Source organism: Oligosphaera ethanolica (assembly GCF_030814695.1).
Taxonomy (GTDB): domain Bacteria; phylum Verrucomicrobiota; class Lentisphaeria; order Oligosphaerales; family Oligosphaeraceae; genus Oligosphaera; species Oligosphaera ethanolica.
This window is the reverse complement of record NZ_JAUSVL010000001.1, coordinates 2,802,581-2,826,829: the sequence shown is the minus strand read 5'-3', so window position 1 is coordinate 2,826,829 and position 24,249 is coordinate 2,802,581. Positions and strand designations below refer to the sequence as shown.

At 60.2% G+C, this 24,249-nt stretch carries 16 protein-coding genes; 8 read left to right on the top strand and 8 right to left on the bottom strand.

The features are described 5' to 3' along the window. Window positions 1–24 precede the first annotated feature (24 nt). The 3 genes from J3R75_RS09760 to J3R75_RS09750 all read left to right on the top strand — a co-directional run bounded on the left by J3R75_RS09760 (window position 25) and on the right by J3R75_RS09750 (window position 2,647). On the top strand, window positions 25–426 hold the full coding sequence (locus J3R75_RS09760; protein ID WP_307261341.1) for a secondary thiamine-phosphate synthase enzyme YjbQ: 402 nt from the start codon (window positions 25–27) through the stop codon (window positions 424–426). 593 nt (window positions 427–1,019) lie between these two features. Then, window positions 1,020–1,928, top strand: coding sequence for a glycyl-radical enzyme activating protein (locus J3R75_RS09755; RefSeq protein WP_307261340.1), 909 nt, complete (start codon window positions 1,020–1,022; stop codon window positions 1,926–1,928). 326 nt (window positions 1,929–2,254) lie between these two features. Continuing rightward, complete coding sequence (locus J3R75_RS09750) at window positions 2,255–2,647, top strand: hypothetical protein (protein WP_307261339.1); 393 nt, start codon at window positions 2,255–2,257, stop codon at window positions 2,645–2,647. Window positions 2,648–2,786: 139 nt separating this feature from the next. On the opposite strand, the gene J3R75_RS09745 is transcribed toward J3R75_RS09750, so the two are convergent. Continuing rightward, window positions 2,787–4,187 carry a putative porin gene (locus tag J3R75_RS09745; RefSeq protein ID WP_307261338.1) on the bottom strand — a complete coding sequence of 467 codons (1,401 nt, stop codon included), beginning with the start codon at window positions 4,185–4,187 and terminating at the stop codon, window positions 2,787–2,789. Window positions 4,188–4,959: 772 nt separating this feature from the next. Here J3R75_RS09745 and J3R75_RS09740 point away from each other — a divergent pair. The 5 genes from J3R75_RS09740 (at window position 4,960) to J3R75_RS09720 (ending at window position 16,079) form a co-directional block, all read left to right on the top strand. After that, a complete protein-coding gene (locus J3R75_RS09740) occupies window positions 4,960–5,229 on the top strand; it encodes a hypothetical protein (protein WP_307261337.1) in 270 nt (89 codons plus the stop codon). A gap of 57 nt (window positions 5,230–5,286) precedes the next feature. Continuing rightward, window positions 5,287–9,261 (top strand): LamG-like jellyroll fold domain-containing protein, encoded by a 3,975-nt coding sequence (locus J3R75_RS09735; RefSeq protein ID WP_307261336.1) that lies wholly within the window; start codon window positions 5,287–5,289, stop codon window positions 9,259–9,261. A 24-nt stretch (window positions 9,262–9,285) separates the two neighbouring features. Continuing rightward, window positions 9,286–11,778 (top strand): FAD-dependent oxidoreductase, encoded by a 2,493-nt coding sequence (locus J3R75_RS09730; protein WP_307261335.1) that lies wholly within the window; start codon window positions 9,286–9,288, stop codon window positions 11,776–11,778. Between the two features lie 1,374 nt (window positions 11,779–13,152). Beyond that, window positions 13,153–14,367, top strand: a complete 1,215-nt coding sequence (gene ltrA / locus J3R75_RS09725; RefSeq protein ID WP_307260302.1) for a group II intron reverse transcriptase/maturase — start codon at window positions 13,153–13,155, stop codon at window positions 14,365–14,367. Window positions 14,368–15,290: 923 nt separating this feature from the next. Beyond that, window positions 15,291–16,079, top strand: coding sequence for an EFR1 family ferrodoxin (locus J3R75_RS09720; protein WP_307261334.1), 789 nt, complete (start codon window positions 15,291–15,293; stop codon window positions 16,077–16,079). 705 nt (window positions 16,080–16,784) lie between these two features. Here the strand turns inward: J3R75_RS09720 and J3R75_RS09715 are convergent. From J3R75_RS09715 to trpD, 7 genes are all read right to left on the bottom strand, one after another. Beyond that, complete coding sequence (locus J3R75_RS09715; protein WP_307259144.1) at window positions 16,785–18,068, bottom strand: ISL3 family transposase; 1,284 nt, start codon at window positions 18,066–18,068, stop codon at window positions 16,785–16,787. A 494-nt stretch (window positions 18,069–18,562) separates the two neighbouring features. Next, window positions 18,563–19,582, bottom strand: a complete 1,020-nt coding sequence (locus J3R75_RS09710) for a 3-deoxy-7-phosphoheptulonate synthase (RefSeq protein WP_307261333.1) — start codon at window positions 19,580–19,582, stop codon at window positions 18,563–18,565. Then, window positions 19,575–20,381, bottom strand: coding sequence for a tryptophan synthase subunit alpha (trpA, locus tag J3R75_RS09705; RefSeq protein ID WP_307261332.1), 807 nt, complete (start codon window positions 20,379–20,381; stop codon window positions 19,575–19,577). Before trpA ends, J3R75_RS09710 begins: the two co-directional genes overlap by 8 nt. A gap of 60 nt (window positions 20,382–20,441) precedes the next feature. Beyond that, window positions 20,442–21,626, bottom strand: coding sequence for a tryptophan synthase subunit beta (gene trpB, locus J3R75_RS09700; RefSeq protein WP_307261331.1), 1,185 nt, complete (start codon window positions 21,624–21,626; stop codon window positions 20,442–20,444). Between the two features lie 3 nt (window positions 21,627–21,629). Next, window positions 21,630–22,250, bottom strand: coding sequence for a phosphoribosylanthranilate isomerase (locus tag J3R75_RS09695; protein ID WP_307261330.1), 621 nt, complete (start codon window positions 22,248–22,250; stop codon window positions 21,630–21,632). Beyond that, complete coding sequence (gene trpC, locus J3R75_RS09690; protein WP_307261329.1) at window positions 22,235–23,017, bottom strand: indole-3-glycerol phosphate synthase TrpC; 783 nt, start codon at window positions 23,015–23,017, stop codon at window positions 22,235–22,237. Before trpC ends, J3R75_RS09695 begins: the two co-directional genes overlap by 16 nt. Before the next feature lie 199 nt (window positions 23,018–23,216). Beyond that, window positions 23,217–24,248 carry an anthranilate phosphoribosyltransferase gene (trpD, locus tag J3R75_RS09685; protein ID WP_307261328.1) on the bottom strand — a complete coding sequence of 344 codons (1,032 nt, stop codon included), beginning with the start codon at window positions 24,246–24,248 and terminating at the stop codon, window positions 23,217–23,219. Window position 24,249: the final 1 nt, after the last annotated feature.

Genomic DNA, 24,249 nt, shown 5'->3' with positions numbered 1-24,249 from the left:
CCTGTAAATGAAAGGAGTTGCACCATGGCGGAACTAAAAATCGATACCAACGACGCAAACGAAATCATCGACATCAGCAACCGCATCAACGCCGCCATCCCGGCGTCCTTCAGCAACGGCATCTGCCACCTCTTCTGCACCCACACCACCGCCGCCATCACCGTCACCGAAAAAATGGACCCCGATGTCAAACACGACATCATCGCTAAACTCGACAAGATGATCCCAGCCAAAGAACCCTACTACCTCCACTCCGGCGGCAACAGCGCCGCACACATCAAAACCATCCTCGTCGGTTCTTCCCTCAGCATCCCTATCAAAAACGGCAACCTCGAACTCGGACCATGGCAGGGTGTCTGCCTCTGCGAATTCGATGGACCACGCTCACGCAAGGTCAAAGTCGTCTGCCAAAAACTCGAAGAATAAACACCAAACCATCGGACCGATCAGACCGATCGGACCGATCGTCGACTCGATCCGTCCGATCCGTCCGATCCGTCCGATCCGTCCGATCCGTCCGCGATAAAGACGATAAAGACGATAAAGACGATCCGTCCGATCCGTCCGATCCGTCCGATCCGTCCGATCCGTCCGCGATAAAAGTCAGAAGATCCGTCCGAACCGTCCGATCCGTAATCGGATCCGTCCGATCCGTCCGCGATAAAAGTCAGAAGATCAGACCGATCAGACCGATCAGACCGATCAGTAATCGGATCCGTCCGATCCGTCCGATCCGTCCGATCCGTCCGCGATAAAGACGATAAAGACGATCCGTCCGATCCGTCCGATCCGTCCGATCCGTCCGCGATAAAGACGATAAAGACGATCCGTCCGATCCACCCAAATTCGGCCCGGAGGGCCGCACCATGCATAACCCCGGGTGAGGAGCCCGAAGGGCGACGCAACCCGGGGTAGCACAACAACCTAGACCTGCGCCCGGAGGGCGCCACATTCACTAAACACCTGCGCAACCAACAACATTCCGCATATTCCGCAAACATAGGAAACTCCCCCTCATCATGGCTACCATCGGCAGAGTCTTCGACATCGAAAAATTCGCAATCCACGACGGCCCCGGCATCCGCACCGCCGTATTCCTCAAAGGCTGCCCCCTCCGCTGCCTCTGGTGCCATAACCCCGAATCCCATCGCCACGAGCAGGAACTCTTCTTCACGCCCGACAAATGCATCGGCTGCGGCTGGTGCTGCAAAAGCTGCCCCCAACATTGCCATCGCATGGTCGACGGCAAACACGTCTTCGACCGCACACACTGCACCCGCTGCGGCATCTGCACCCAGCGCTGCTACGCCGGCGCCCTCGAACTCGTCGGCAAAGATATGTCCACTGACGATGTCCTCGCCGAAGTCCTCAAAGACCAAATCTTCTACGACAACTCCGGCGGCGGCATGACCCTCTCCGGCGGCGAACCGCTCGCACAATACGCTTTCACCCACGAACTGTTCAGCAAAGCCCACGCCGCCGGCATCCATAACTGCCTCGAAACCTGCGGCATGGGCACAACCGAACAACTCCTCGACCTCGTCCCCATCGTCGATATCTTCCTCTACGACATCAAAGCCACCGATCGCGACAAACACCGGCGCTTCACCGGCGCAGATAACCTCATCATCGTCAACAACCTCCGCGCCATCGACCACGCCGGCGCCAAGTCCATCCTGCGCTGCCCGCTCATCCCCGGCCTCAATGACGATGTCGAACACCTCGCCGGCATCGCCGAACTCGCCAACACCCTCAAGCACGTCCAGGAAATCCATGTCGAGCCCTACCACCCCCTCGGCGTCAACAAGGCCAACCGTCTCGGCCAGGAAGCAAGCTTCGATCGACAAAGCTTCACCGACGACAGCACCGTCCAATTCTGGCTCGAAACTATCGCCAGCCAAACCGCCATCGCCGTCAAAAAAAGCTGATTACGCTAATCCAGGCCCGCCAGCCCCTTGAATCGCCTTTTTTCAGCCTAATAGCCCCAAAAACACCACGTTGCCCCAGCACCCAGCACTCAGCACCCAGCACCCGGATACCACAACCGCGCTGTGCCTGGCCACCCGCAACAAACGCCTCAGCACTCGCACCAGCACGCAAACACGTGCCTCACGTTCATTTGTAATAAGTTCCGTTGCGCCAGTTTCACCTACACCAGCACGCAAACACGTGCCTCACGTTCAATTGTAATTAGTTCCGTTGCGCCAGTTTCACCTACACCCGCATGCGCACCCGTGCCCCAAGGAGGCCCAGCATGAACGAAGCATCAGCTAGCGTCATTATCGCCCGCGCCCTCGCCGTCATCTACCTCGCCGTCGCCCCCGGAGCTCTCATCCGCAAAAATTACTTCAGCGATATCATGAGCGGCCTCAGCTCGAACATGGCCCTGCTCTACCTCTCCGGCATGTTAGCCACTCTCATCGGCATCGTCATCATCCATGCCCACAACGCCTGGACATCGGATTGGACCGTGCTAATCACCGTCGTCGGCTGGGCAGCACTCATCAAGGGCGTCGTCATTATCGCCTGCCCAGATTTCTTCCGCGCCCGCCTGGCCTTCTGGAGCCTCCCCATCATCAACCGCATCTTGCCTTGGCTATGCCTCGCCCTCGGCGCACTCTTCGCCTACTGCGGCTTCTTCGCCTGATTAATCAGACCGATCAGTCATCCGATCCGTCCGAGAAAACCTGGCTGCTTACCCAAGCCCGGGGCGCAGCCCCGGGCTTGTCTTCTTCGCGTCTTCGCGCCTTCGCGTGAGGCAAAAAAATCCTCCCCCCCCCGTCCGCTCAGAACTTGTAGCTAATGTCGAGCTGGTAGAGCGTACCGTCGTCGTCATTGCCGTCAGCGGGTTCGATGAGCTCGGTGAGCATCATCGTCGCGCCCAGGGAGAGATTCTTGCTCAGATCGTAGCTGAGGCCCAGTACATGCCCCTGCACGTTCACCGAGCCACCGGTTTTCACCCCGGCGCCGAAGTCGCTGTCTGACATAAACCACGGCACGGAGTCGCCTTCAATGTACGCGTAGCTGTATTTCGCGACGACCTTGCCGTATTTGGCCTGGAAGCCCAGCAGCCACGCCATGTCGTTATCCTCGGCCTTGTACTTGGCAGGATCGGCCGACGCCCGCCCCCTGGCGGCACCCTGGCTGAAGTCGTTGTCGGCGTCGAAATTCATGGCGAATTCACCCACGGCCTTCAAGTCGACAGCGCCGGCTTTGCCGCCTATTTCGCCATACAACGACCCAATCTGGTAGTTGTAATCTTCGGCAGCCAGCTGATACTCGCCGGTTTCATCGTCGTAATAATGAAAACCCATGGCCAGCAGGCCCTTCAGATTGTCGCCCTTGAATTTCATGCCGATCTGCCCGCCGTACATATTGGCCAAAGACTGGTCGCCGCTGCCCGTGACCTTGCTGTCGCCACGGAGATTATAGGCGCCAATGCTGGCAAACAACGCGTCCTGATCGTATGCCAGCGTCGCACCCGTGGGCCGTAGGTCGCTATCGTAGGTCAGCATACTGCACTTCCAAGGATTCTTATGCTGGCCAAGAGTCAGGCTCAAGCCGCTGTCGCCAAAACGATGCTTGGCATACGCATAATCCAGATACACGCTGCCGGATTCCCAGGTGCTGTTCTTGTTCCAGCTCTGGTTGGCGCTGGTCCCGTCGCTGCTGCCAGCTTCCAAGCCCAAGCCTATTTCCCAGTCCTCACTGGGATTCTTCCATACCCCGCCCAGCCGAACGCGATGCCGAAAACGGGATTTCTCCCGCACGTCGTCGCCACTATCCACATCGCGAGTAACATTCTCGTAGCGCAGCCGCAGATCACCAGTGATATCCAGACCCTCAATGCCCTTGCGTAACGCCACCAGTGGCGCGTTGCTCTTGGCAAGCTCGTCCTTCGCTTCCTTCACAGCGGCCTGGACCTCTTCCCGGGCCTTCTCGCTGACCTGTTGTTGCTGCTGCGCCTGCGCTTCTTGCATCTTCCGCAACTCGTCAATCATCGCCTGTTGGGACTTGATCTGCTGCTGCAACTCGTCGATGCGCCGCAATATCTCGTCGTTTGCCTGCGCATACACACCGCCGCCGCTGAACACCACCAGCACCAACAACAGCCCCAGGCACCGACTACGACCACGCAGCCGAATAAGCCCACGCCCAACACCAGACCAACGCTTCTTCATAATCATCTGTTTTCTCTCCTTGCTACGGTTCTTTTTGATCTGCCAACCTGCAATCGAAACGCCTGCTTCGTTGCATCGCCAATTAGTCTACGACCCAATTGTTAGGCTTTGCTTAAGACGACGTGTTCTTTCTGCTACGACAGGCGTTTTTCCACCACCCCCGCCGACGCCCATCACACCTCGACTTGGCGCGCAAAGCGCACAAACATACCCCACCAAACGCAGCGCGCCACACGCACGTCTCCACGCAGTAACCGGCCTAATATTAATAATGGACGCCATGCAGTCCCCGGCGTCCAAGCAGTCCACAACCGGTCCCAAGTGTCCATGGCGTCCTTCCCCATGGTCCAAAAAGTCCCCGCGGTCCAATCCATGGGACCATGCCTCATGAGTCTGTGAGTCCTCGCCCCAGAGCGCGCAGTCGCCAATAAGTGCCGCCGGGACGGCGGCGCTCCCAGGAGTCCCTGTGGTCCCAGTCGTCCCCTGAGACCGGCCATTATCAATCACTGATCGGCCCCCCTCGCGCGCCCTTTTCCAGGTCGTGGAGTGGGCGTCTCGCCCACTCCGGCGCGACGTCTCATGAAACCATCCTCGCCATCCACGCCGATCATAGCGCGCCCGTATCCCAGCATCCCCTCGCGCGCCCGCAGCGTCGTTATTCCGCGACTATGGCAGAAATATCCCTCACCACACAAAATACCATCGCCCCTTGTTCGTTATACAAAGATGATATATTAGGCCGGTCAACCGGAGCTGAAGGGAAACAAGGGTAACAAGGATGAATCACAAGCGCGACGTAAAATTCATGAAAACGCTGGCCGACCCGGCCCTACGTATGCGCGCCATCCGGCGTTGGCAGTTCTATCGCTTCATCCTCAAATACACCGCCGTGCTGCTGATTGCCGCCTCGTTGGCACTGGCCGTCGTCGATTATCACTCCGCCGTCACGGTCGCCACCCTCCTGGCCGCCATCGTCAACATCGTCATGCTGATATCTATCGACATCAAGATCAAACTCGCTTACGTGGAGGACCGCCCACCGTACTGACGGGCAGCCACCACCGGCAACAGCTGACATTTTAACTGCATTGGACAGGGAGCCACCATGAAGATCGCCGGCCTTATCTGTGTCTTGTCAAGTGTCGCCTGTATAGCCGCCAGTGCCCCCTGGCACCTACCGTCCATGCCTCGGCGCTGCCAACTCGAATGGCACGCTCAAAGCGCCGACCGCGAACTGCTCTGCGAACTCCCCGTCGATCTGGCCAAACTCGCGCGACTCACCAACACCGACGCCGGTAGCCCCGACCGCCTCGCCGTCGTCGCCACCCAAGGCGACCAGCACCGCGTCCTCCCTGTCATGGCCCAGGCGCCACGCAAGACCGACAACGCCACAACCCTGCGCTTCGCCGTCCCCGCCGGCAGCGACGGTCTCTGGCTCTACTTCGGCAACCAGGCGCCACAGGCGCCAACGGCCATCCCCGCCGAACACAATCTCGTCCCGCCCCTGAACAACGCCACGCCTTGGCATCTCAATTACAGCTCCGAGACCTTTACACCCCTTGCAGAAGGACCGGACACCCTCCTCGCTCACGATGACACCAAGGCAACCTTCACCCGCGAATTCGCCCTCCCCGCAAACGCCGCCGGGCAGGACGCCGTCCTCGAACTCGACCTGCGCTCCGAAGCCCGCCTGAACAACTTCGTCCGCATTTACCTCCGCCAGCTGAACGAACACGGCGATCTCCTGCCGTCAAGCGTCGTCGATCCACGCTGGATATCCATGATCCTACCGCCGGACAAGCCCGTCAGCATCACCGAATGCGGCCGTTTTGATAGCCGCGCCCGCGCCGTCCGCGTCGTCATGGAAGTCCGCTACATCCACAGCGGCTTCGATCAATATGGCCGACCCCTCGCCGATGCCAGCGCCGGCCACCCGCGCCTGCGCCTCAGCCATTTCGCCCTGCGCGTCGCCCGCACTCTGCCCTTCCCGACGCTCAACGACGCGCTCTTCACCGACGGCCTCAGCGGCCAGCCCGGCGACGCCGCTTTCCGCCTCGGCCATCGCCAGGCGTTCTTTTTCATCACCGCGCCGCAGGCGCAGTGGGGCGAAGGCCGCACTCTCACCGAACAACGCGACCTCCACTGGCCCATCGCCGGCGGTACCGCCGAATGCTGGCTGAAACCCGACTGGACCAGCAACCAAACCGTCGTGCTCCTCCAAGGCTACACCCCCAGCGAATACGAAGTCAGGCCGTCCCTCAAGGGCCCCGTCTGGTCCGCCACCTACAACCCCGAGAAAAAAACGCTCGCCTTCATCATCAAAAACCCCGCCAACTGGCAAAGCCACAAGCACGAAGCCCAAGTCGCTATCCCCCACGACTCCTGGTCACACATTGCCTTCTGCTGGGGACCCGACCACGGCGTCAAGGTCTTCCTCAATGGCAAAACCGTCATCAACGCCCCCGACACGCCATTCACCGTGCCAACCCTGCACCCCGCCGGCAAATACCGCTATGTCCGCAAGGAACTCGGCGACGCCAGCCTCAAAACCAACGACTCCGAACGCTCCATCGCCGAACGCGCTGACCGCGTCATCCCCAACTACTTCTGCCTCGGCATGAGCGGCGCCACCGCCCGCAGCGCCATCCACAAAAGCGACACCGCCATCCTCACCGGCGCCTGCGACGCCCTCCGCCTCTCAACCACCATCCGCTACCAAGGCGACTTCACCCCAAATCGCCAACTCGCCCCCGACGAACACTCCTGCGCCTTCTTCGCTTTCAATCGCTCTTTTGACGGCACTCGCGGCAGCGGCGACCGCTTCATCAGCGGCACCCCCTGGACCGAGCAGCCACCCGCCACACCCGTCCTCAATGTCCAGAGCCCCGACGCCCAATACCAAGTCCGCTGGACACCCGAAACCGTCGCCGATAACGCCAACCCACAGGTCGTCTTCGATAAATGCAACTACCCCGACCCGCCCACGCCCGATGACTTCAACGCCGCCCGCATCACCAAAACCCAAGAATTCATCATCGCCCCCGGCGAGTCCACCCGCATTACCCTCGATGCCCCCGCCTACATGGATTTCGTCGATATCGCCTGCCCCCTCGATGCCGAGCCACTCGTCGCCCCCATCCTCCTCGGTGCCGACGACATCGACACCCGCTCCTACGGCGACCTGGCCGACTCGCTCCGCCTGGACACGCTCCCTGACGACCACGCCCGCTGCGTCAAGCTCTTCCAGATGCTGCTCAATGCCGCCGACTATTTCATGTCCCACCAGGCCGAAATCAGCATCGACGGCAGCGCCCGCAGCGTCGAGTACCGCTCGCTGTCCATGCTCAACAGCTACTGCGCCTTTGAATGCGGCCCGCTGAACTCGCTGGCCTGCATCCTCTTTGCCACTGTCGCCCGCTGCCCCGCCGCCATGACCGCCGGCTACGGCCATTCCTTCGAACAGGTCTTCTACAACAACCAGATGAACCTCTACGATCTCTCCGCCCAACAATTCTTCACCAGCCGCAATATGCTCACCCCCGCCAGCCTCGCCGAAATGGAGCGCGATCCATACCCACTGCCTGACGGCAATGGCCATTTCGCCCGCAATGGCATCCGCGACTGCGTCGACAGCAGCTGGGTCAACGTCATGCCCGAGCGCAAGGCATACACCCTCAATCCCGGCGAAAACTTCCGCATCGTCTGGCATAATAACGGCCTCTACAACAACGTCCAAGCAAATTTCTCCCGCTCCAAATCCGACAACCCCAACTGGATCGACATCAGCGAACTCGCCGGCGTCGATCCCAAAACACCCGTGTGGCGCGTCGACATCCGCCCCCTCCCACACGTCGCCATCGCCACCCACAGCTTCAACGGCCGCCCCCAGGCAGACAACCCCGCCTTCACGGACTGCAACGACGACGGCTTCTCCTACCCCGTCAAATCCGCCTACACCATCCTCCGCGGCGAATTCGCCGTCGTCTGCGACCGCGATCTGTCCCTCGACCTCTCCCGCGACCGCGGCAAAACATGGCTGACCATCGCGCCCATCGCCCCAAACCGCTGGCAGCTCGACTACGAAATCCGCGCCCGCGACGAATACATCGTGCGCTTCAATACACCCATCAGCGCCGTCAAGCACTTCGCCGCCAAAACCACCTCGCAACTTAACCCGCGCTTCCTCCCCGGCGCCCTCAAAAAAGGCGCCAACAGCCTCCGCCTCAAAGCCGACGCCGGCACCCGCGCCGCCATCACCATGCAGTACCGCCAGGACGCCACGCCCGTCGTCTTCGCCGGCGGCGCGTCCTTCGGCGCCATCCGCGGCATGGAAAAACAAGTCTTCCTCGTCACCCCCGATCAGCCCGCGCGCATCAATGTCACGGGCGCCTCCCCCAACGCCCGCGCCAGCGCCAGCGACGGGCTCCGCGCCGCCTGGCACGACGGCGTCATCACCGTCGCTACCCGCGACGCCACACCCCGCATCGGCCAAGTCGTCCTCCACGACAGCCAGCGCGGCGACAAAAGCGCCATGATCATCGCTTGCCCCGGCGCCCGCATGACCAGCGCCGACAACGCCCAACTCACCGGCGGCGCCATCTGCCAACAGCCCGGCAACGCCCCCATGTCCGTCGTCAACCTCAACGGCCCCGACGGCCGCTGCACTTTCCCCTTCCCAACAATACCCGCCGGCAAATACGCCCTCTTCAATCTCCACCGCCCGCCACGCCAATACCAGGGCGACCCGCGACAACATCTCCTCATCATCGACGGCGACAAAACCATCAAAAACGCCCGCACCGCACGCATCATCAACCCCGGACCCGATTTCTATAAGGCCGAATTCGGCCGCGAGCTCTCACGCTTCAAATGGGACTTCCCCATCGCCGGATCATACCCGTTCCACGATATCGATATCCTTGATCTACCCCAAACCAACGCCATTACCCTCAAACTCAACGGCAAAACCGACACCGACCTCGCCGCCATCCTCATCGTCCCCGCTGACAACATCGACTTCATCCGGGAACTTGTCATCGCTTTGACCCGTCTGAACTACATTCCTCTTGCGAGCAAGTAACAATTCCTAAACGGAGTGAATCTCATGAAAGTCATTATTGTTGGCGGCGTCGCCGCCGGTGCCGGTACCGCTGCACGCCTTCGTCGCCTCGACGAAAAAGCCGAAATTATCCTAATCGAACGCGGCGAATTTATCTCCTACGCTAACTGCGGTCTGCCATACCACCTCGGGGGCGTCATCCCCGAACGAGAGTCACTACTCGTGAGCACCAAGGACAAATTCGCCGCCCGCTTCAATGTCACCGTCCGCACCGAAAGCGAAGTCATCGCCATTGACCCCAAAGGCCACAAGGTCACTATCCGCCACAATGTCAATGATCAGTACGACGAGTCCTACGACAAGCTCGTCATTGCCACCGGCTCCTCGCCCATCATGGCGCCCATCCCCGGCATTGACGACCCGCGCGTCATGCGCCTGTGGTCAATCCCAGACATGGACGCCATTGATCTGCATATCAAAGCCGGCGCCAAACGCGCCGTTGTCGTCGGCGCCGGCTTCATCGGCCTCGAAACCGCCGAAAACCTCCTCGAACGCGACATGGACGTCACGGTCGTTGAACTCCTCGACCAAGTGCTGCCCACCATCGACAAGGAAATGAGCACGCCGCTGGCCCAAGAACTCTCGCGCCATGGCATCACCCTCAAACTCGGCAAAAAGGTCAACGCCATCGACAAACAGAGCGACAGCCTCGCCGTGGTCCTCGATGGCGATGAAAAACTCCCCGCCGACCTCGTTATCATGAGCATCGGCGTCAAACCCAATTCCGAACTGGCCAAAGCCGCCGGCCTTGAGCTCGGCCCCCGCGGCCACATCGTTGTCAATGACCAGCTGCAAACTTCCGACCCGGATATCTACGCCGCCGGCGACGCCGTTGAGGTCATGGACCCCATCACCGGCGGCAAAACCGCCGTGCCCCTCGCCGGACCCGCCAATAAGCAGGCCCGTATCGTCGCCGATAATATCGTCGGGCGACCAAGCCGCTACCTCGGCAGCTATGGCGCGTCCATCCTCAAACTCGGCTCCCTCGCCGCCGCCAGCATCGGCATCACCGAACGACGTCTCAAGCAACTCAAGCTCGATTACCAAAAAATCTACCTCCATCCGTCCTCCAGCGCATCATACTACCCCGGCGGCAGCCCACTGAGCATGAAACTGCTCTTCGCCCCCGATGGCAAAATCTTCGGCGCCCAAATCGTCGGCAACAACGGCGTTGATAAACGCATCGACGTCATCGCCACCGCCATGATGAACGGCATGACCGCGCCCGAACTCGCCGCCATCGAACTCTCCTACGCACCGCCTTTCAACTCCGCCAAAGATCCCGTGAATTTCGCCGGCATGATCGCCGAAAACGTCCTCAATGGCGACAGCCAGCTCGCCCACGTCGATGATCTCCCCGCCGACACGACCATCATCGATGTCCGCGAAAGCGCCGAACACGAGCTCGGCGCCATCCCCAACTCCATCAACATCCCCCTCGCTTCCCTGCGCGAACGCCTCGGCGAGCTAGACAAAAACAAGCCCTACATCACCAGCTGCCAGTCCGGCCTGCGCGGCTACCTCGCCGAACGCATCATGCGCCAAAACGGCTTCACCGTCCGCAATCTCTCCGGCGCCTACCTCACCTGGAAACACTTCAACCCAGAGCCATTCATGCCTGCCGAACGCAAAACCAAAACAGCCCCCCCCGCAAGTCCCCAAGCAGCACCCACTGCCACCGCAACAGCACCGGCCCCCGCCGCCGAACCCGTCGCCGTTCTCGATGTCCGCGCCCTGGCCTGCCCCGGCCCCGTGGTCAAACTCAAAACCAAAATGAACGAGATCAACCCCGGCGACAGCGTCTCGCTACTAGCGCCGCTGTCTTTCACCCCTGACCTCCAAAGCTGGCTCAAATCCACCGGCAATGAACTCGTCTCGCTCAACGAAACCCCGCAGCACCTCGAAGCCGTCGTCCGCAAAGCCGGCGCCACCCCACCAGCCACCACCGCGCCAGCCTGCAGCACCGCCGCGCCAGCCAGCAATGCCGTGCCCCTCGGCGCCAGCGCCGGCCACTCCGCCGCCATCGTCCTGTTCAGCAACGACCTCGATAAAGCCATGGCCGCCCTCATCATCGCCTGCGGCATGGCCGCCGCCGGTGCCAAAACCGGCATCTTCTTCACCTTCTGGGGCCTCAGCGTCCTACGCAAAGAACAGCCACCGGCCGTTAAGAAGTCCTTCATGTCACAAATGTTCGGCTGGATGCTCCCCAAAGGCGCCAACAAACTCACCCTGTCCAAGATGAACATGGGCGGCATGGGCACCGTCATGATGAAGCAGGTCATGGCCCAACAAAATGTCACCACCCTACCCGAATTGATCAAACAAGCACGCGAACTCGGCGTCAAATTCATCGCCTGCGAAATGGCCATGGGCGTCATGGGCATCACCCGCGATGAACTCATCGACATCGATGAAGTCGCCGGCGTCGCTAGCTTCGTCGATATGGCCAAAAACAGCAATAACACGCTGTTTATCTAAAGTCGGCCGAAAAATAAGCGGCGCTGAGACGCCAACTGTCAACGCCAAGTTGCAAGGTACCACTAGCGACATTAATTCTGACCCCACCCTGGCCTCTCTTCTTCTCGGCTTTCTGAGGAGAAAAAGCCGTTTCTTCCTCTTGTTCCAATGCCACTATGCCGGGGCTAGGAAAATGCCACTTTTGGACACTTTTCACATTGCCATTCACGCCAACGGAACAACGCTTTGCAGCTGGTTTTCGCGGACGTATCCGTCCGACCAGGCAGCTGGATCAGACTGATCGGCCAAGTTCGGCCCGCAGGGCCGCACCATTCATAACTCCGGGTGAGGCGCCTGAAGGGCGCCGCAACCCGGGGTATGACAAAAACCTTGAATTGCGCCTGGAGGGCGCCACATTTACCAGGCACGTCTGCTCCTGCCGCGCCGGAAAGGGGCATGTCCTGCATCCAATATCAATCACTCCTATGAAACCGATGCTCTTCATTGAACGGTATCCATGGCACTTGTTGTTTCAACCAAGCAGCCTTTTCTCGTCGTGCATTTCCGCCGCGAAGCGGCAGAAGCGCTGAAAGCGCGAAACATACCAGCCCAGGGCAAGCGCGCCACCGGTATCCCCGGCCGCGAAGCGGCAAGCGCCCTGGAGGGGCGCGTGAGCCGCAGTGTCCGAAACTAAGTCTAGCATTTTGAAAACGGTAAGGCCAAAAGGAAGGAGGTCAGCAATAACAGCCAAAACCTACCTGTGCGATTCCGCGATCGTACAGAAACCGTTGCTCGAACTCACAAACGAGGTGATGAGGTACGCAGCTAGGGCGACACCCACGGGGACGTCCCGAAGAAGGGGTCGTAACGAAGGAGCCAGGCAACGGTACTCTTGAGGATGGCATTTAGGTCTGGTTGCGTGTGCGAGCTACCGCCCTTAAGCGAAGCACTGGGACTCCCCCGAGTCTCTCTCCCGTAGACACAGCGGTTATCACGGAAGAACCTGCCGGATGCAACGGGCTATCATCAAGGGAAAATGGTTTCGAGACATGACCGGTGAAAGTCTCACAGTGTCCGCAGAGGAGCGGTAAACCCAGCACTATAAGCGCTACGCGAAAGGTCGGGTTGAAGCATTGGTCAGGGGAACGTGCCTAACGGCCCCCGGTTTGGAGACGGCAGCAGAGTCGGAGTAGTCGGGGACACGCAACACCCGATGAAAGACAAAACCGAAAAGCGACGTGGAAACCGAAGGCAGACCACGAGACAAGCTAGCACAGGCGCAATGGGCCACAAAAGGCCCAGTCAGGTTCTTGCTGACGAAACGCAACCGCTAGGAGACGGTCCCAAAACATGCCGGAGGCGACTGCGTGACAACATCGACGTGAAAGGCTAACCATGCCAAAAATCATCAAAGCACACTCATTGACCGGCCGCATAACCCCCGAGTTGATGAGGCAGGCTTTCAAGGCCGTCAAAAGCAATCGTGGAGCAGCAGGGGTGGACAAGGTCAGCGTGGAGATGTTTGAAGCAAACCTCAGCCCCAATCTGGACGCGCTCATGCGCGACCTCAAGGGCGGGACGTTTCAGACCAAGCCGCTGCGCCGCGTCAACATCCCAAAACCGGGAAGCACAAAAACCCGCCCCCTGGGCATCCCAATCGTGCGTGACCGGGTGGCACAGGAAGTCCTGCGAAGGCTTCTTGAACCCATCTTCGAACCGCTTTTTCACGACGCGTCCCACGGCTTCCGAAAAGGGCGCGGCTGTCACAGTGCCATCGAGCGGATTTTGGAGCTGCACAAACAAGGCTACCGGCACGTGCTGGACGCCGACATCAAGGGCTTCTTCGACAATCTGCCGCACAAGGTGATCATGGCCGCCGTGTGCCAGCGCGTAGCTGATGGAAACGTTCTTGGCATTGTGGAGAAGTTCCTCAAGGCCGGAGTCATGGAGGACGGCGTGTTCAAGCCGACAACCATCGGCACGCCACAAGGCGGGGTCATCTCCCCGCTACTGGCAAACGTCGTCCTCGATTACATGGACTGGGCACTAGCCGAAGCCGGATACCTGCATGTCAGGTACGCCGATGACTTCGTCGTGCTCGGGAAAACTAAGGCCGAGACGCAAGGAGCCCTTGAGGTCGTCAGGCAATGCCTGATCCAGCTCGGACTAGAGCTGAGCGAGGAGAAGACGAGGCTGACGACATACGGCAAAGGATACGAATTCCTCGGTTTCCGTCTGTCCGTACGATCGCGCCTGATGCGCGACAAGTCAAGGAACAAATTTCAAGACAAGGTCAGGGAAATAACCACACGCTCGCGAAACTTTGACGAGACCGTGATCAATGCGCTCAACCAAGTCATACGGGGCACGGCAAACTACTTCGCGCAACCCTTCGCAACCTGCCGGTGGCTCTTCCAAAAACTCGACTCGTGGATCCGCATGCGACTACGGGCCATGAAGAAGAAGAGAAAGAACTACGACGACAACCGCCGGATCAGCGTGAGGTACTTCAGCCAGAAACTTGGGCTCTTGACACTGGAACAGTTCTGCACGTACAAAGATGAGTATGGTAAAACACGACGAGTTGCCCCACGAAACGTGGCAACCTGAGTAGGGGTAGCCCAGTGCCAGACCGGCACGCTGGTAAATATGGGGAAATGACCCCATCGCTACAACGGGGAGGTAGAGGCTCATAACCTCTACCTTACCCACTGCTGTCATCGTAGCCCAGGGCAAGCGACGCCGAAGGCGGAGCGCCGCCCTGGGTACTGCGCCTATTGAGCTCGTGTTCCCCGGCCGCGAAGCGGCAAGCGCCCTGGAGGGGCGCTGTCATCGTAGCCCAGGGCAAGCGCGCCACCAGTATCCCCGGCCGCGAAGCGGCAAGCGCCCTGGAGGGGCGCTGTCATCGTAGCCCAGGGCAAGCGCGCCACCGGTATCCCCGGCCGCGAAGCGGCAAGCGCCCTGGAGGGGCGCTGTCATCGTAGCCCAGGGCAAGCGCGCCACCGGTATCCTCGGCCGCGAAGCGGCAAGCGCCCTGGAGGGGCGCTGTCATCGTAGCCCAGGGCAAGCGCGCCACCGGTATCCCCGGCCGCGAAGCGGCAAGCGCCCTGGAGGGGCGCTGTCATCGTAGCCCAGGGCAAGCGACGCCGAAGGCGGAGCGCCACCCTGGGTACAGTGCCTGTTGAGCTCGTGTTCCTCGGCCTCTTTGGCCCCAGTCGGCGCAGCTGACTGGGGCCAAAGAGGCAATGGAACCTCATCTTTTTTTGTTTGCGATGTCGCACACCTTCAGAAATCTGTGCTCATCTGCGACATCTGCGGATAAAAAAAGAAATCTGCGGATAGGCGAAGTCCGCAGCTCTTTCTCGCAATATCCCGCAATACGTGTTACAGTCCTGCGTGTCAACAACGGCGTTGCCTCAGTCCCGAACGGCGTCCAGAATTTTCCCACCGCCAGCGAAATAACCGAAGATCTGTATATGCCCTCACCGCCATAGCCCATAGGTCCCCCCCCACACCAGCACGAGGAGGCAACCATGATCTTTTACTTCACCGCGACCGGCAATTCCTTCTTCGCTGTCGAAAAGCTCCGTTCGGAAAACGAAACGATCGTCTCCATCGCCAAGTCCTACCGCGACTCACATTACACCTTCGACGCCAAACACGAACAAAACATCGGTTTCGTCTTCCCCGTCTATTTCTTCGGTATTCCCTACATCGTTGCCAAATTCATCCATCGAATTGAGATCGCTATGCCCTACAACGCATACGTCTATCTCGTGCTCACCTGCGGCGGCGCCACTGGCCAGGCCGGGCGTCTCTTCAAACACGCCCTCGCCGCCAAAGGCATCACCCTCAATGCCCAATTCGCGGTAAAAACGCCCGAAAATTACATCCCGTTCTTCTCCGTCCCCAATATCGAAAAACAACAGCAAATCCTCAGCCGCGCCGCCGCCAGCCTCATTGTCATCCAACAAAAAATCGTCCATCACGCCAACGGCGACCACAACCGCTGCAAGGGGCCCCTGCCCGCACTGCTCACTAAATTCATCTACCCGCGATACGATAAAACCCGCAATACCAAAAAATTCCGCGTCGCCGATTCCTGCAATGGCTGTGGCCTCTGCGTTAATTTCTGCCCCGACAAGGCTATCGCCCTCCAGGGAAAAAACCCCGTCTGGGTCAAACCACAATGCTCCCTCTGCCTCGCCTGCGTCCACCGCTGCCCAAAACACGCCATCGACTTCGGCTCCGGCACCCGCAACAAAACCCGCTACGTCAATGCCGCCCTCAGCCGAGAAAAATACGCCCTCGTGACCAGATAGCCACCGGCTTTTTCTCCCCTGATCCGACCGATCATCTGTCTTGTTCGCGGACCGATCGGACCGATCAGACCGATCGGACCGATCATCTATAAAACCTGCCTGCCTTACCCAAACACGGGGCGCAGCCCCGACCGTGCATTCTTTGCGCCTTCGCGCCTTCGCGTGAGGCAAAAAATTCTCCCCACCCGGCGACGTGGCTTGGCGGCGACGCGACAGCGGCGCCCCAAGACACGCCGCCTGAGATGGGATAGAGAGGGGGCGTGGGGGAGGGGAAGGGCCTGCGGCCCTTCCCCTCCCCCACAAAAAACATCCTTCCTTCCTCTTCTTCGCGCCTTCGCGTGAGGCAAAAAATTCTCCCCACCCGGCGACGTGGCTTGGCGGCGACGCGACAGCGGCGCCCCAAGACACGCCGCCTGAGATGGGATAGAGAGGGGGCGTGGGGGAGGGGAAGGGCCTGCGGCCCTTCCCCTCCCCCACAAAAAACATCCTTCCGTCCTCTTCTTCGCGCCTTCGCGTGAGGCAAAAAATTCTCCCCACCCGGCGGCGTGTCTTGGCGGCGACGCGACAGCGGCGCCCCAAGACACGCCGCCAGAGATGGGATAGAGAGGGGGCGTGGGGGAGGGGAAGGGCCTGCGGCCCTTCCCCTCCCCCACAAAAAACAGGTGCTTCAGGCAATTCCGTGGGTTGCAAATTTGAGTGCAAGTGCTAGTTGGCGGCCTCTGGCAGCAGGTTAAGTTTCCCGCAATGAAACAGAATTGCATTGCGTAAAGATTCTTTGTTTTTGAAACCACATGCACTTCTCTTGACAGCCTCAATTTTGCTGTTCAGCCCCTCGGTCAGGGCATTGCTGACCCCATGTTCGATTGCAGCCACTATGCCATAGAAGTGGTTTTTCAGCGTATGGGCGGCTTTTGCCATGTCCGGAATTTGTGAATGCGTCGCCCACCAGTACCAGTGTTTGAAATACTTCGGCGTCTCTTCTTTGTCGGGGCAAGTTGTCCACATGTCGCGAAGGTTTTCCTTGATTGCCCATGCCCGCGCCGTTTTCTTGGCAATCTGTCTAACTTTTTCGAACCTGGCCTTGTTTTTGTCAGGAAGATTCTCCCTGCCATACAGAAAATCATGGCGCGCTCCGAACATGCTTTTCTTGTCCTCATCGCTCATCGTGGCCTGTTCTTGCTTTCGTGTGCTGTCCACTGCCTTTTGGACGACCTGCATCACATGGAAATGATCAAAACACAGTTCGGCATTGGGCATGAAGTTTGACGCAATACGCTCATACCCCGCACTCATGTCCATGGCCGCGATCTGGACGTTTTTCAAACTTTCCTTGCGTTTTTCAAACCAGGGGCTGATGTCATCAATGCGCCGCTTGTCCACCACGTCAAACACGCTCCCATTGCCAATGTCAGTGATAATGGTGAAATAGCGATGTCTGGAAAACACCTGCTTCTCGTCAAGTCCCATGATGACCGGCGTCGTATCGCCACGTCGCTCAAGCCCTCGCTTGACGGCCCGATCGCGGATACTTTCCAACATGTCCCAAGACACCCTCGTTAGTTCGGACGCATCGGTCAAATTGGAGGCCTGGATGGTCTTGATGCACTTGCTTTCCATCTTGTATGTAATTGAGATCTGTGAATCAGCCAGAGGAAAGTCGCTGTTGACGATCCCATGCTTGGGGCATTGAACTCGGGGAATACGGGCATGAAGGTAGGTCTTGCACTCGCAGGTGTCCAGATGTTGCCAGGTTCTTTCCGGAGCATGGTCGTAAGTAGGTGATGGGGTGTGACAGGCATGACACGAAAAGCGATAATGCTCCTGATGGATCAGCCAGACGTCAACACGGGTACTGTCGTCGGAAATTTCGACCTTGGAGACAGTCCAGGGCGATGGCGGATTAATCACGCGTTGATAAAACGACTCCAAGTTCATGGCGGACTCCCATGGCTCAATGTGAATGACGAGGTCAGGTGATTGACTGGGCATTGCGTGGCCATGAGGTAATGAAACACAAAAATGATCGGGTGCAACAAAAGTGAAGGCATTCTTGCAATAACAAGAAACACCGAAGCGGAAGATTGCTCCGACTGCCTTCCATACAAATTGACATGGAAAGCTGGGCGGGCATCATAATTTGAACATTAATTGATCGTTGAATATCAACAAGTTACACTATTTTATGCGTACGATTAGCTGGCTTTTTTCCCCCCATGTGACAAGGCGTTGTCTTGGTTCTGAGCACAAAACGTCGAAAAATCTACCCACTAAGTTTCCTGAAGAGCCAAAAAACATCCTTCCGTCCTCTTCTTCGCGCCTTCGCGTGAGGCAAAAAATTCTCCCCACCCGGCGGCGTGTCTTGGCGGCGACGCGACAGCGGCGCCCCAAGACACGCCGCCTGAGATGGGATAGAGAGGGGGCGTGGGGGAGGGGAAGGGCCTGCGGCCCTTCCCCTCCCCCACAAAACCACCCCACTCTTCCGCTTATCGCAAAAGTTCGGCGGTGTCTTCCCACGACATGCACGCGTCAGTGACCGACATGTCTGGCGCGACGGCCTGTCCGGGCATGACCTGCTGCTGGCCGGCCTTGAGATAGCTCTCCAGCATCATGCCGGCGATAGCGCCTTCGTCCTCGCCGCGGCGGACTTGTGCGAGCACATCGGCGAACACCGCAGCCTGCCGTTGCCAGTCCTTATTGGAATTACCGTGGCTACAATCGACCACCAGCCGTTGCCGCAGCCCAGCGGCAGCGAGCATCGCCCGCGCCTGCGCGACGCCCTTCGCGTCGTAATTCGGCCCGGCACTGCCACCGCGCAGGACCAAATGCCCGTATGGATTGCCCCGCGTCCGAAATACCCCCGTATGCCCATTGCGCATAACGCCGATGAAACTATGCGCCGACGACACCGTCGCCAAGGCGTCCAACGCGACTTTCAGCCCGCCATCGGTGCCATTTTTGAATCCCACGGCCATTGGCAAACCACTGGCAAGCTGCCGATGCGTCGGCGACTCCGTCGTCCGCGCGCCGATACCCGCCCAACTGAGCAAGTCCGTCAAGTACACCGACATTACCGGATCAAGCACCTCCGATGCCGCCGGCACCCCCATCGCCGCCAGATCCAGCAGCAACTGCCGCGCAGTAGCGATGCCCTTTTCGAGATTATAGTCGCCATTGAGATCCGGATCGTAGATCAGCCCCTTCCACCCCAACGTCGTGCGCGGCTTTTCAAAATACGCGCGCATCACCAGATAATAGCGGTCGGCCACACGCGCGCGCAAATCCCGCAGGCGCCGAGCGTACTCCAAGGCCCCAGCCAGATTATGCACTGAACATGGCCCGACAATCACCAGCAGGCGCCGGTCGCGGCCCGTGATAATGTCCACCACCTCGCGACGCCACTGCTGTATCTGCTGCCGCAACACCGCACTCACTGGCAATTCCTGCCGCACGGTCTCCGGCGAACTCAGCAACTCGCAAGACGCAATGTTCACATCGTCATGCATGACGCGATAGACTCCCCGCCAAACTGCCCACCAGCGCAGCAGCCGACTGCCGGCGCTCCACCAGGTCGCCAGGCACCAACAGCTTGCTGATTACCGCCGAACCGACCACGACGCCGTCCGCGACCCGCGCAATCGCCTTCGCTGACGCACTATCGGCAATACCAAAGCCCGCCGCCACCGGCACTGGCGACCGCTCTTTGAGCGCCGCCAACCGCCCCGCCACTTCCGGCGGCAACTGCTCGCGAATGCCCGTAATGCCGCAGACATTCACGCTGTAGACAAAGCCCGTCGCCTCGCCCATGATCATCGCCGCGCGCTCCAGCGACGTCGCCGGCGACACCAGCGGTATGAGATGCAGCCCCCCCGCCCGACATGGCCCGGCCAACTCCGCCTTCTCCTCGTAGGGCAAGTCCACCGCCAAAATGCCATCGACGCCAATCCGCCGCAACTCGCCGCACAACGCCTCCAGCCCGTAATTGAGCATGACATTCATGTAACTGAAGAGTATAAACCCCGTGTCGGGATGCTTCTTGCAGAGCCGTTCGGCCATAGCCAGTATTCGCTTCAGCGTCGCACCATTATGCAGCGCCACCTCCGACGCCTGCCGGATGGCCGCACCGTCGGCCATCGGGTCCGAAAATGGCACGCCCAGTTCAATGATATCCGCGCCAGCCGCTATCGCGTCGTCAATGATCTGCTCGCTGCTGGCCATGTCCGGATAGCCACAGCTGCAAAATATCACCAGCGCCGCGCGGTCCGCCCCTGCGCATGATGCAAAAATCTTCTGTATTTTGTCCATATTGCCCGTCCTTATCTGTCGATCGTCAAATTCGTACTGCGCTCACACCGCCGCCCGTCATTATCCCTTTTCGGCCTGCTGGGCGCGGAAGCGCCGGATATTATCCATGTCCTTGTCACCGCGCCCGGATAGATTCACGACGATGATCCTGTCCCGGCTCTGCGCCGGCGCCGTGCGAATGGCGTAGGCCAGCGCGTGCGAGCTCTCCAGCGCGGGAATAATCCCCTCAAAACGCGCCAGCATGGCAAAGGCATCAATGGCCTCGGTGTCATCAACAGTCACATAGCGCGCGCGCCGACTGTCCGCCAAAAAGCAGTGCTCCGGCCCCACGCCGGGATAGTCCAGACCCGCCGACACCGAATGCGTCTCCAGTATCTGTCCGTCGTCGTCCTGCAGCAGGTAGGTCTTGCTGCCGTGGAGTACCCCCACGCGCCCGCCGCAAATGCTCGCGGCGTGCTTACCGCTGGCGATGCCCTCGCCGCCGGCCTCCACGCCGGTCAGCCCCACGCCGTGGTCCGCCAAAAAACCCGCGAAAATGCCCATGGCGTTGCTGCCCCCGCCCACACAAGCCACGACCTCGTCCGGCAACCGCCCGGTCTGTCCCAGGCACTGCCGCCGCGCCTCTTCGCCAATAACCGACTGGAAGTCCTTGACCAGCAGCGGATAGGGATGCGGACCAGCCACGGTCCCGATGACGTAAAAGGTGTCCGCCGACCGCGCCGTCCAATCCCGCAGCGCCTCGTTCATGGCGTCCTTGAGGGTCGCCGAACCCTCGCTAACCGGCCGCACCGTCGCCCCCAGCGTCTCCATACGCTCCACATTGACCGCCTGCCGGTCGATGTCCGTCGTGCCCATGAAGACCTCGCATTCGAAGCCAAACAACGCCGCGACCGTCGCCGTCGCCACGCCGTGCATGCCGGCGCCCGTCTCGGCTATCAGCCGCGTCTTGCCCATGCGCTTCGCTAGCAATGCCTGCCCGACCGTATTGTTGATCTTGTGCGCCCCCGTGTGATTCAAGTCCTCGCGCTTCAGATAAATCCGCGCACCGCCAAGATGCTCGCTCAACCGCCGCGCATAATAAAAGGCCGACTCGCGGCCGACGTAGTTCTTCAACAACGACCGAAATTCCTCCTGAAACGCCGGGTCCTCCCGCGCAACCAGGTACTCTTTTTCCAGTTCATGCAAAATGGGCATCAGCGTCTCGGCAACGTACTGGCCGCCGTATATGCCATAATGGGTGTTCATCGTTTACTGCTCCTTGTCCAACGACCGCAACGCGGCCATGAGTTCATTGATCTTCTGTACTGATTTGATGCCCGGCGCGTCCTCCACGCCGCTGGCGATGTCCAGACCCCACGCGCCAGTCGCCCGCCAAGCCGCCACCGCATTGCCCGGGCCAATGCCGCCCGCCAGCAACACCGGCCGCCGTAACGCCAGCGCCGCCGCCAGTCGCCAGTCGCACAGCCGCCCCGACCCGCCCTGCGCGGCGTCGACCACCAGCCGCACCGCCGGAAAATCCGCGCAGCGCGACAGGTCGTCGTCGTCACTCAATGCCACGGCCTTCCATACGTCCACACCATCGCCCGCCAGCGCCCGCGCGTACTCGGCGCTCTCCCGGCCGTGCAGCTGCAGAATCACCGACGGATGCGCCGCCGCCAAACCCCGCGCCACCGCCAGCGGCTCGTCCGCTATCACACACACCGCCCGAGCTGGCGCGGCCGCTGTCACGAGCTCGCCCAGCGCCGACGGCATCACCCGCCGACGCGACGACTCCACCAGCACAAAACCCACATAGTCCGCGCCAGCCGCCACCGCCGCGCAAACGTCTTCCACCCGCGTCATGCCGCATAATTTCACGCGTGGCCGCATAGCATCTCCTTGAGCTTGTCGCCGGGGTACTCCGCACGCATGAGCGCCTCGCCCACCAGAAATCCCCGCGCACCGGCACGCATGGCATGCATGAGGTCGTCGTGGCTGTTCATCGCGCTTTCGGCAATGGCAATGCGGTCCGCCGGCACCTCGCCAAGCAGCTTACTGGCATTGCCGATGTGTATGCCGAAGGTATGCAAATCCCGCGCGTTGATGCCAATCAGCGGCATGTCACAACCCAATAACGTCATCAGCTCGTCCTCGTTATGCGCCTCGCCCAACACGGTCATCCCCAGACTCTGCGCGTAGTCACTCAAGCGCGCCAACTCGCCAGTCGGCAACAACGCCGCTATCAACAGCACCGCCGACGCCCCATGCAGCCGCGCTTCACAAATCTGATACGGATCAATAATGAAATCCTTGCGCAACAACGGTATCTCTACGCACTCGGCAACTTCGCTCAGCATCTGCAAGCTACCCTGAAAATGCTTCTCTTCCGTCACCACCGACAACGCCGCCGCGCCCGCCGCCGCCAAATCACGCGCGCACTCAAGGTAGTTGAAACGCGGCCGGATCACGCCCTTCGACGGCGACGCCTTCTTCAACTCCGCAATCACATGCAGCCCCGGCGTCCGAAACGCCGCCGCAAAATCACGCGCCGGCGGCATATCCTGCACCATGATCTCCAGCTCGCTCAAGGGCAGGCGCTCCTTACTCGCTGTCAAATCCGGCAACAAATCATGCACAATTTGATCTAGAATAGTCATGTCCTGTGCCCTCCTGTTTTTTCGTAGTTTCGGCAAGGACTCTTGCCTGCTTCTGCTTTTGTTTCCGCCCTGTCATGCCGCTCATCGGCTGGCGGCAAACGCGAAGCGATTGCCGCCAGCCGATGAGCCGAAAAGGGATAGGTGGGGGAGCGCGAGGGGGAGGAAAGGGCCAATGGCCCTTTCCTCCCCCTCGCAAAACTCAGCTATATTTTTCGGCCACTTCTTGGCTTTCCGCCAACAACGTCTCCATTTTCGCCATGGCCGCACCGCTGTCGATCGACTCCGTGGCCATTTTGATGCCCTCGGCCAGGTCCTTGGCCCGCCCGGCCACATAACAGGCCGCCGCCGCATTCAACAGCACCACCGCGCGCGGCGCACCGTGGTCCTCGCCGCCGACCACGCTCCGCAGTATCGCGGCGTTCCGCCCGGCATCGCCACCGGCGATATCGGCCATGTCGTACGACTCGCCCAAGAGCATCTCGGGATATATCTCGTAGCTGCGCACGCGACCGTCTTTGAGCTCGGTCACCCGCGTTGTGTCGCAGCAGCTGATCTCGTCCAACCCGTCATTGCCATGCACGACCATCGCGTGTTTGACGCCCAACGCCTGCAACGCATTCGCGTACAGCTCGGTCAGCCGCGCCGCGTAAACGCCCACGACCATCCGCGTCGCCCCCGCCGGGTTGCACAGGGGCCCGAGCATGTTGAAGATGGTCCTGATGCCCAATTCCCGCCGCAACGGCGCCACTTTACCCAAATGCGGATGCATCTTCTGCGCAAACATAAAGCCAATGCCATGCGTGCAAATGCACGTCTCCATCGCCGCCGGCGACACCGCCAGGTCAAATCCCAGCTCCGCCAACACATCCGCTGCTCCGCATTTACCCGACACCGCGCGATTACCATGCTTGGCAATCACCACCCCCGCCCCCGCGGCAACAATCGCCGACGTGGTCGAGATGTTGAAGCTGACGCCGCCATCGCCGCCGGTGCCGACAACGTCCACGACCTCCCGGCCGCCGCAGTCAATGAAGGTCGCGTGCCGCCGCAGCATTTCCGCCCCGCCGACCAGCTCACTCACACTCTCGCCTTTCATCTGCAACGCGGCAAGGATGGCCCCGGCCTGGGCAAAGGACACGTCGCTGCCCGTGAGCTGTTCCAGCAGCGCGTCCATTTCCATCGCGCTGAGGTCCTGGCGGGCCATGACTTTCTGCAAGTAATCCCTCAGCATG

Coding starts and splice junctions, on each gene's coding strand:
- trpA (WP_307261332.1), bottom strand. CDS start 20,381: ATGGACAAAATACAGAAGATTTTTGCATCATGCGCAGGGGCGGACCGC.
- J3R75_RS09750 (WP_307261339.1), top strand. CDS start 2,255: ATGAACGAAGCATCAGCTAGCGTCATTATCGCCCGCGCCCTCGCCGTC.
- ltrA (WP_307260302.1), top strand. CDS start 13,153: ATGCCAAAAATCATCAAAGCACACTCATTGACCGGCCGCATAACCCCC.
- J3R75_RS09755 (WP_307261340.1), top strand. CDS start 1,020: ATGGCTACCATCGGCAGAGTCTTCGACATCGAAAAATTCGCAATCCAC.
- J3R75_RS09745 (WP_307261338.1), bottom strand. CDS start 4,187: ATGATTATGAAGAAGCGTTGGTCTGGTGTTGGGCGTGGGCTTATTCGG.
- J3R75_RS09735 (WP_307261336.1), top strand. CDS start 5,287: ATGAAGATCGCCGGCCTTATCTGTGTCTTGTCAAGTGTCGCCTGTATA.
- J3R75_RS09710 (WP_307261333.1), bottom strand. CDS start 19,582: ATGCATGACGATGTGAACATTGCGTCTTGCGAGTTGCTGAGTTCGCCG.
- trpC (WP_307261329.1), bottom strand. CDS start 23,017: ATGACTATTCTAGATCAAATTGTGCATGATTTGTTGCCGGATTTGACA.
- trpD (WP_307261328.1), bottom strand. CDS start 24,248: ATGCTGAGGGATTACTTGCAGAAAGTCATGGCCCGCCAGGACCTCAGC.
- J3R75_RS09695 (WP_307261330.1), bottom strand. CDS start 22,250: ATGCGGCCACGCGTGAAATTATGCGGCATGACGCGGGTGGAAGACGTT.
- J3R75_RS09730 (WP_307261335.1), top strand. CDS start 9,286: ATGAAAGTCATTATTGTTGGCGGCGTCGCCGCCGGTGCCGGTACCGCT.
- trpB (WP_307261331.1), bottom strand. CDS start 21,626: ATGAACACCCATTATGGCATATACGGCGGCCAGTACGTTGCCGAGACG.
- J3R75_RS09715 (WP_307259144.1), bottom strand. CDS start 18,068: ATGCCCAGTCAATCACCTGACCTCGTCATTCACATTGAGCCATGGGAG.
- J3R75_RS09760 (WP_307261341.1), top strand. CDS start 25: ATGGCGGAACTAAAAATCGATACCAACGACGCAAACGAAATCATCGAC.
- J3R75_RS09720 (WP_307261334.1), top strand. CDS start 15,291: ATGATCTTTTACTTCACCGCGACCGGCAATTCCTTCTTCGCTGTCGAA.
- J3R75_RS09740 (WP_307261337.1), top strand. CDS start 4,960: ATGAATCACAAGCGCGACGTAAAATTCATGAAAACGCTGGCCGACCCG.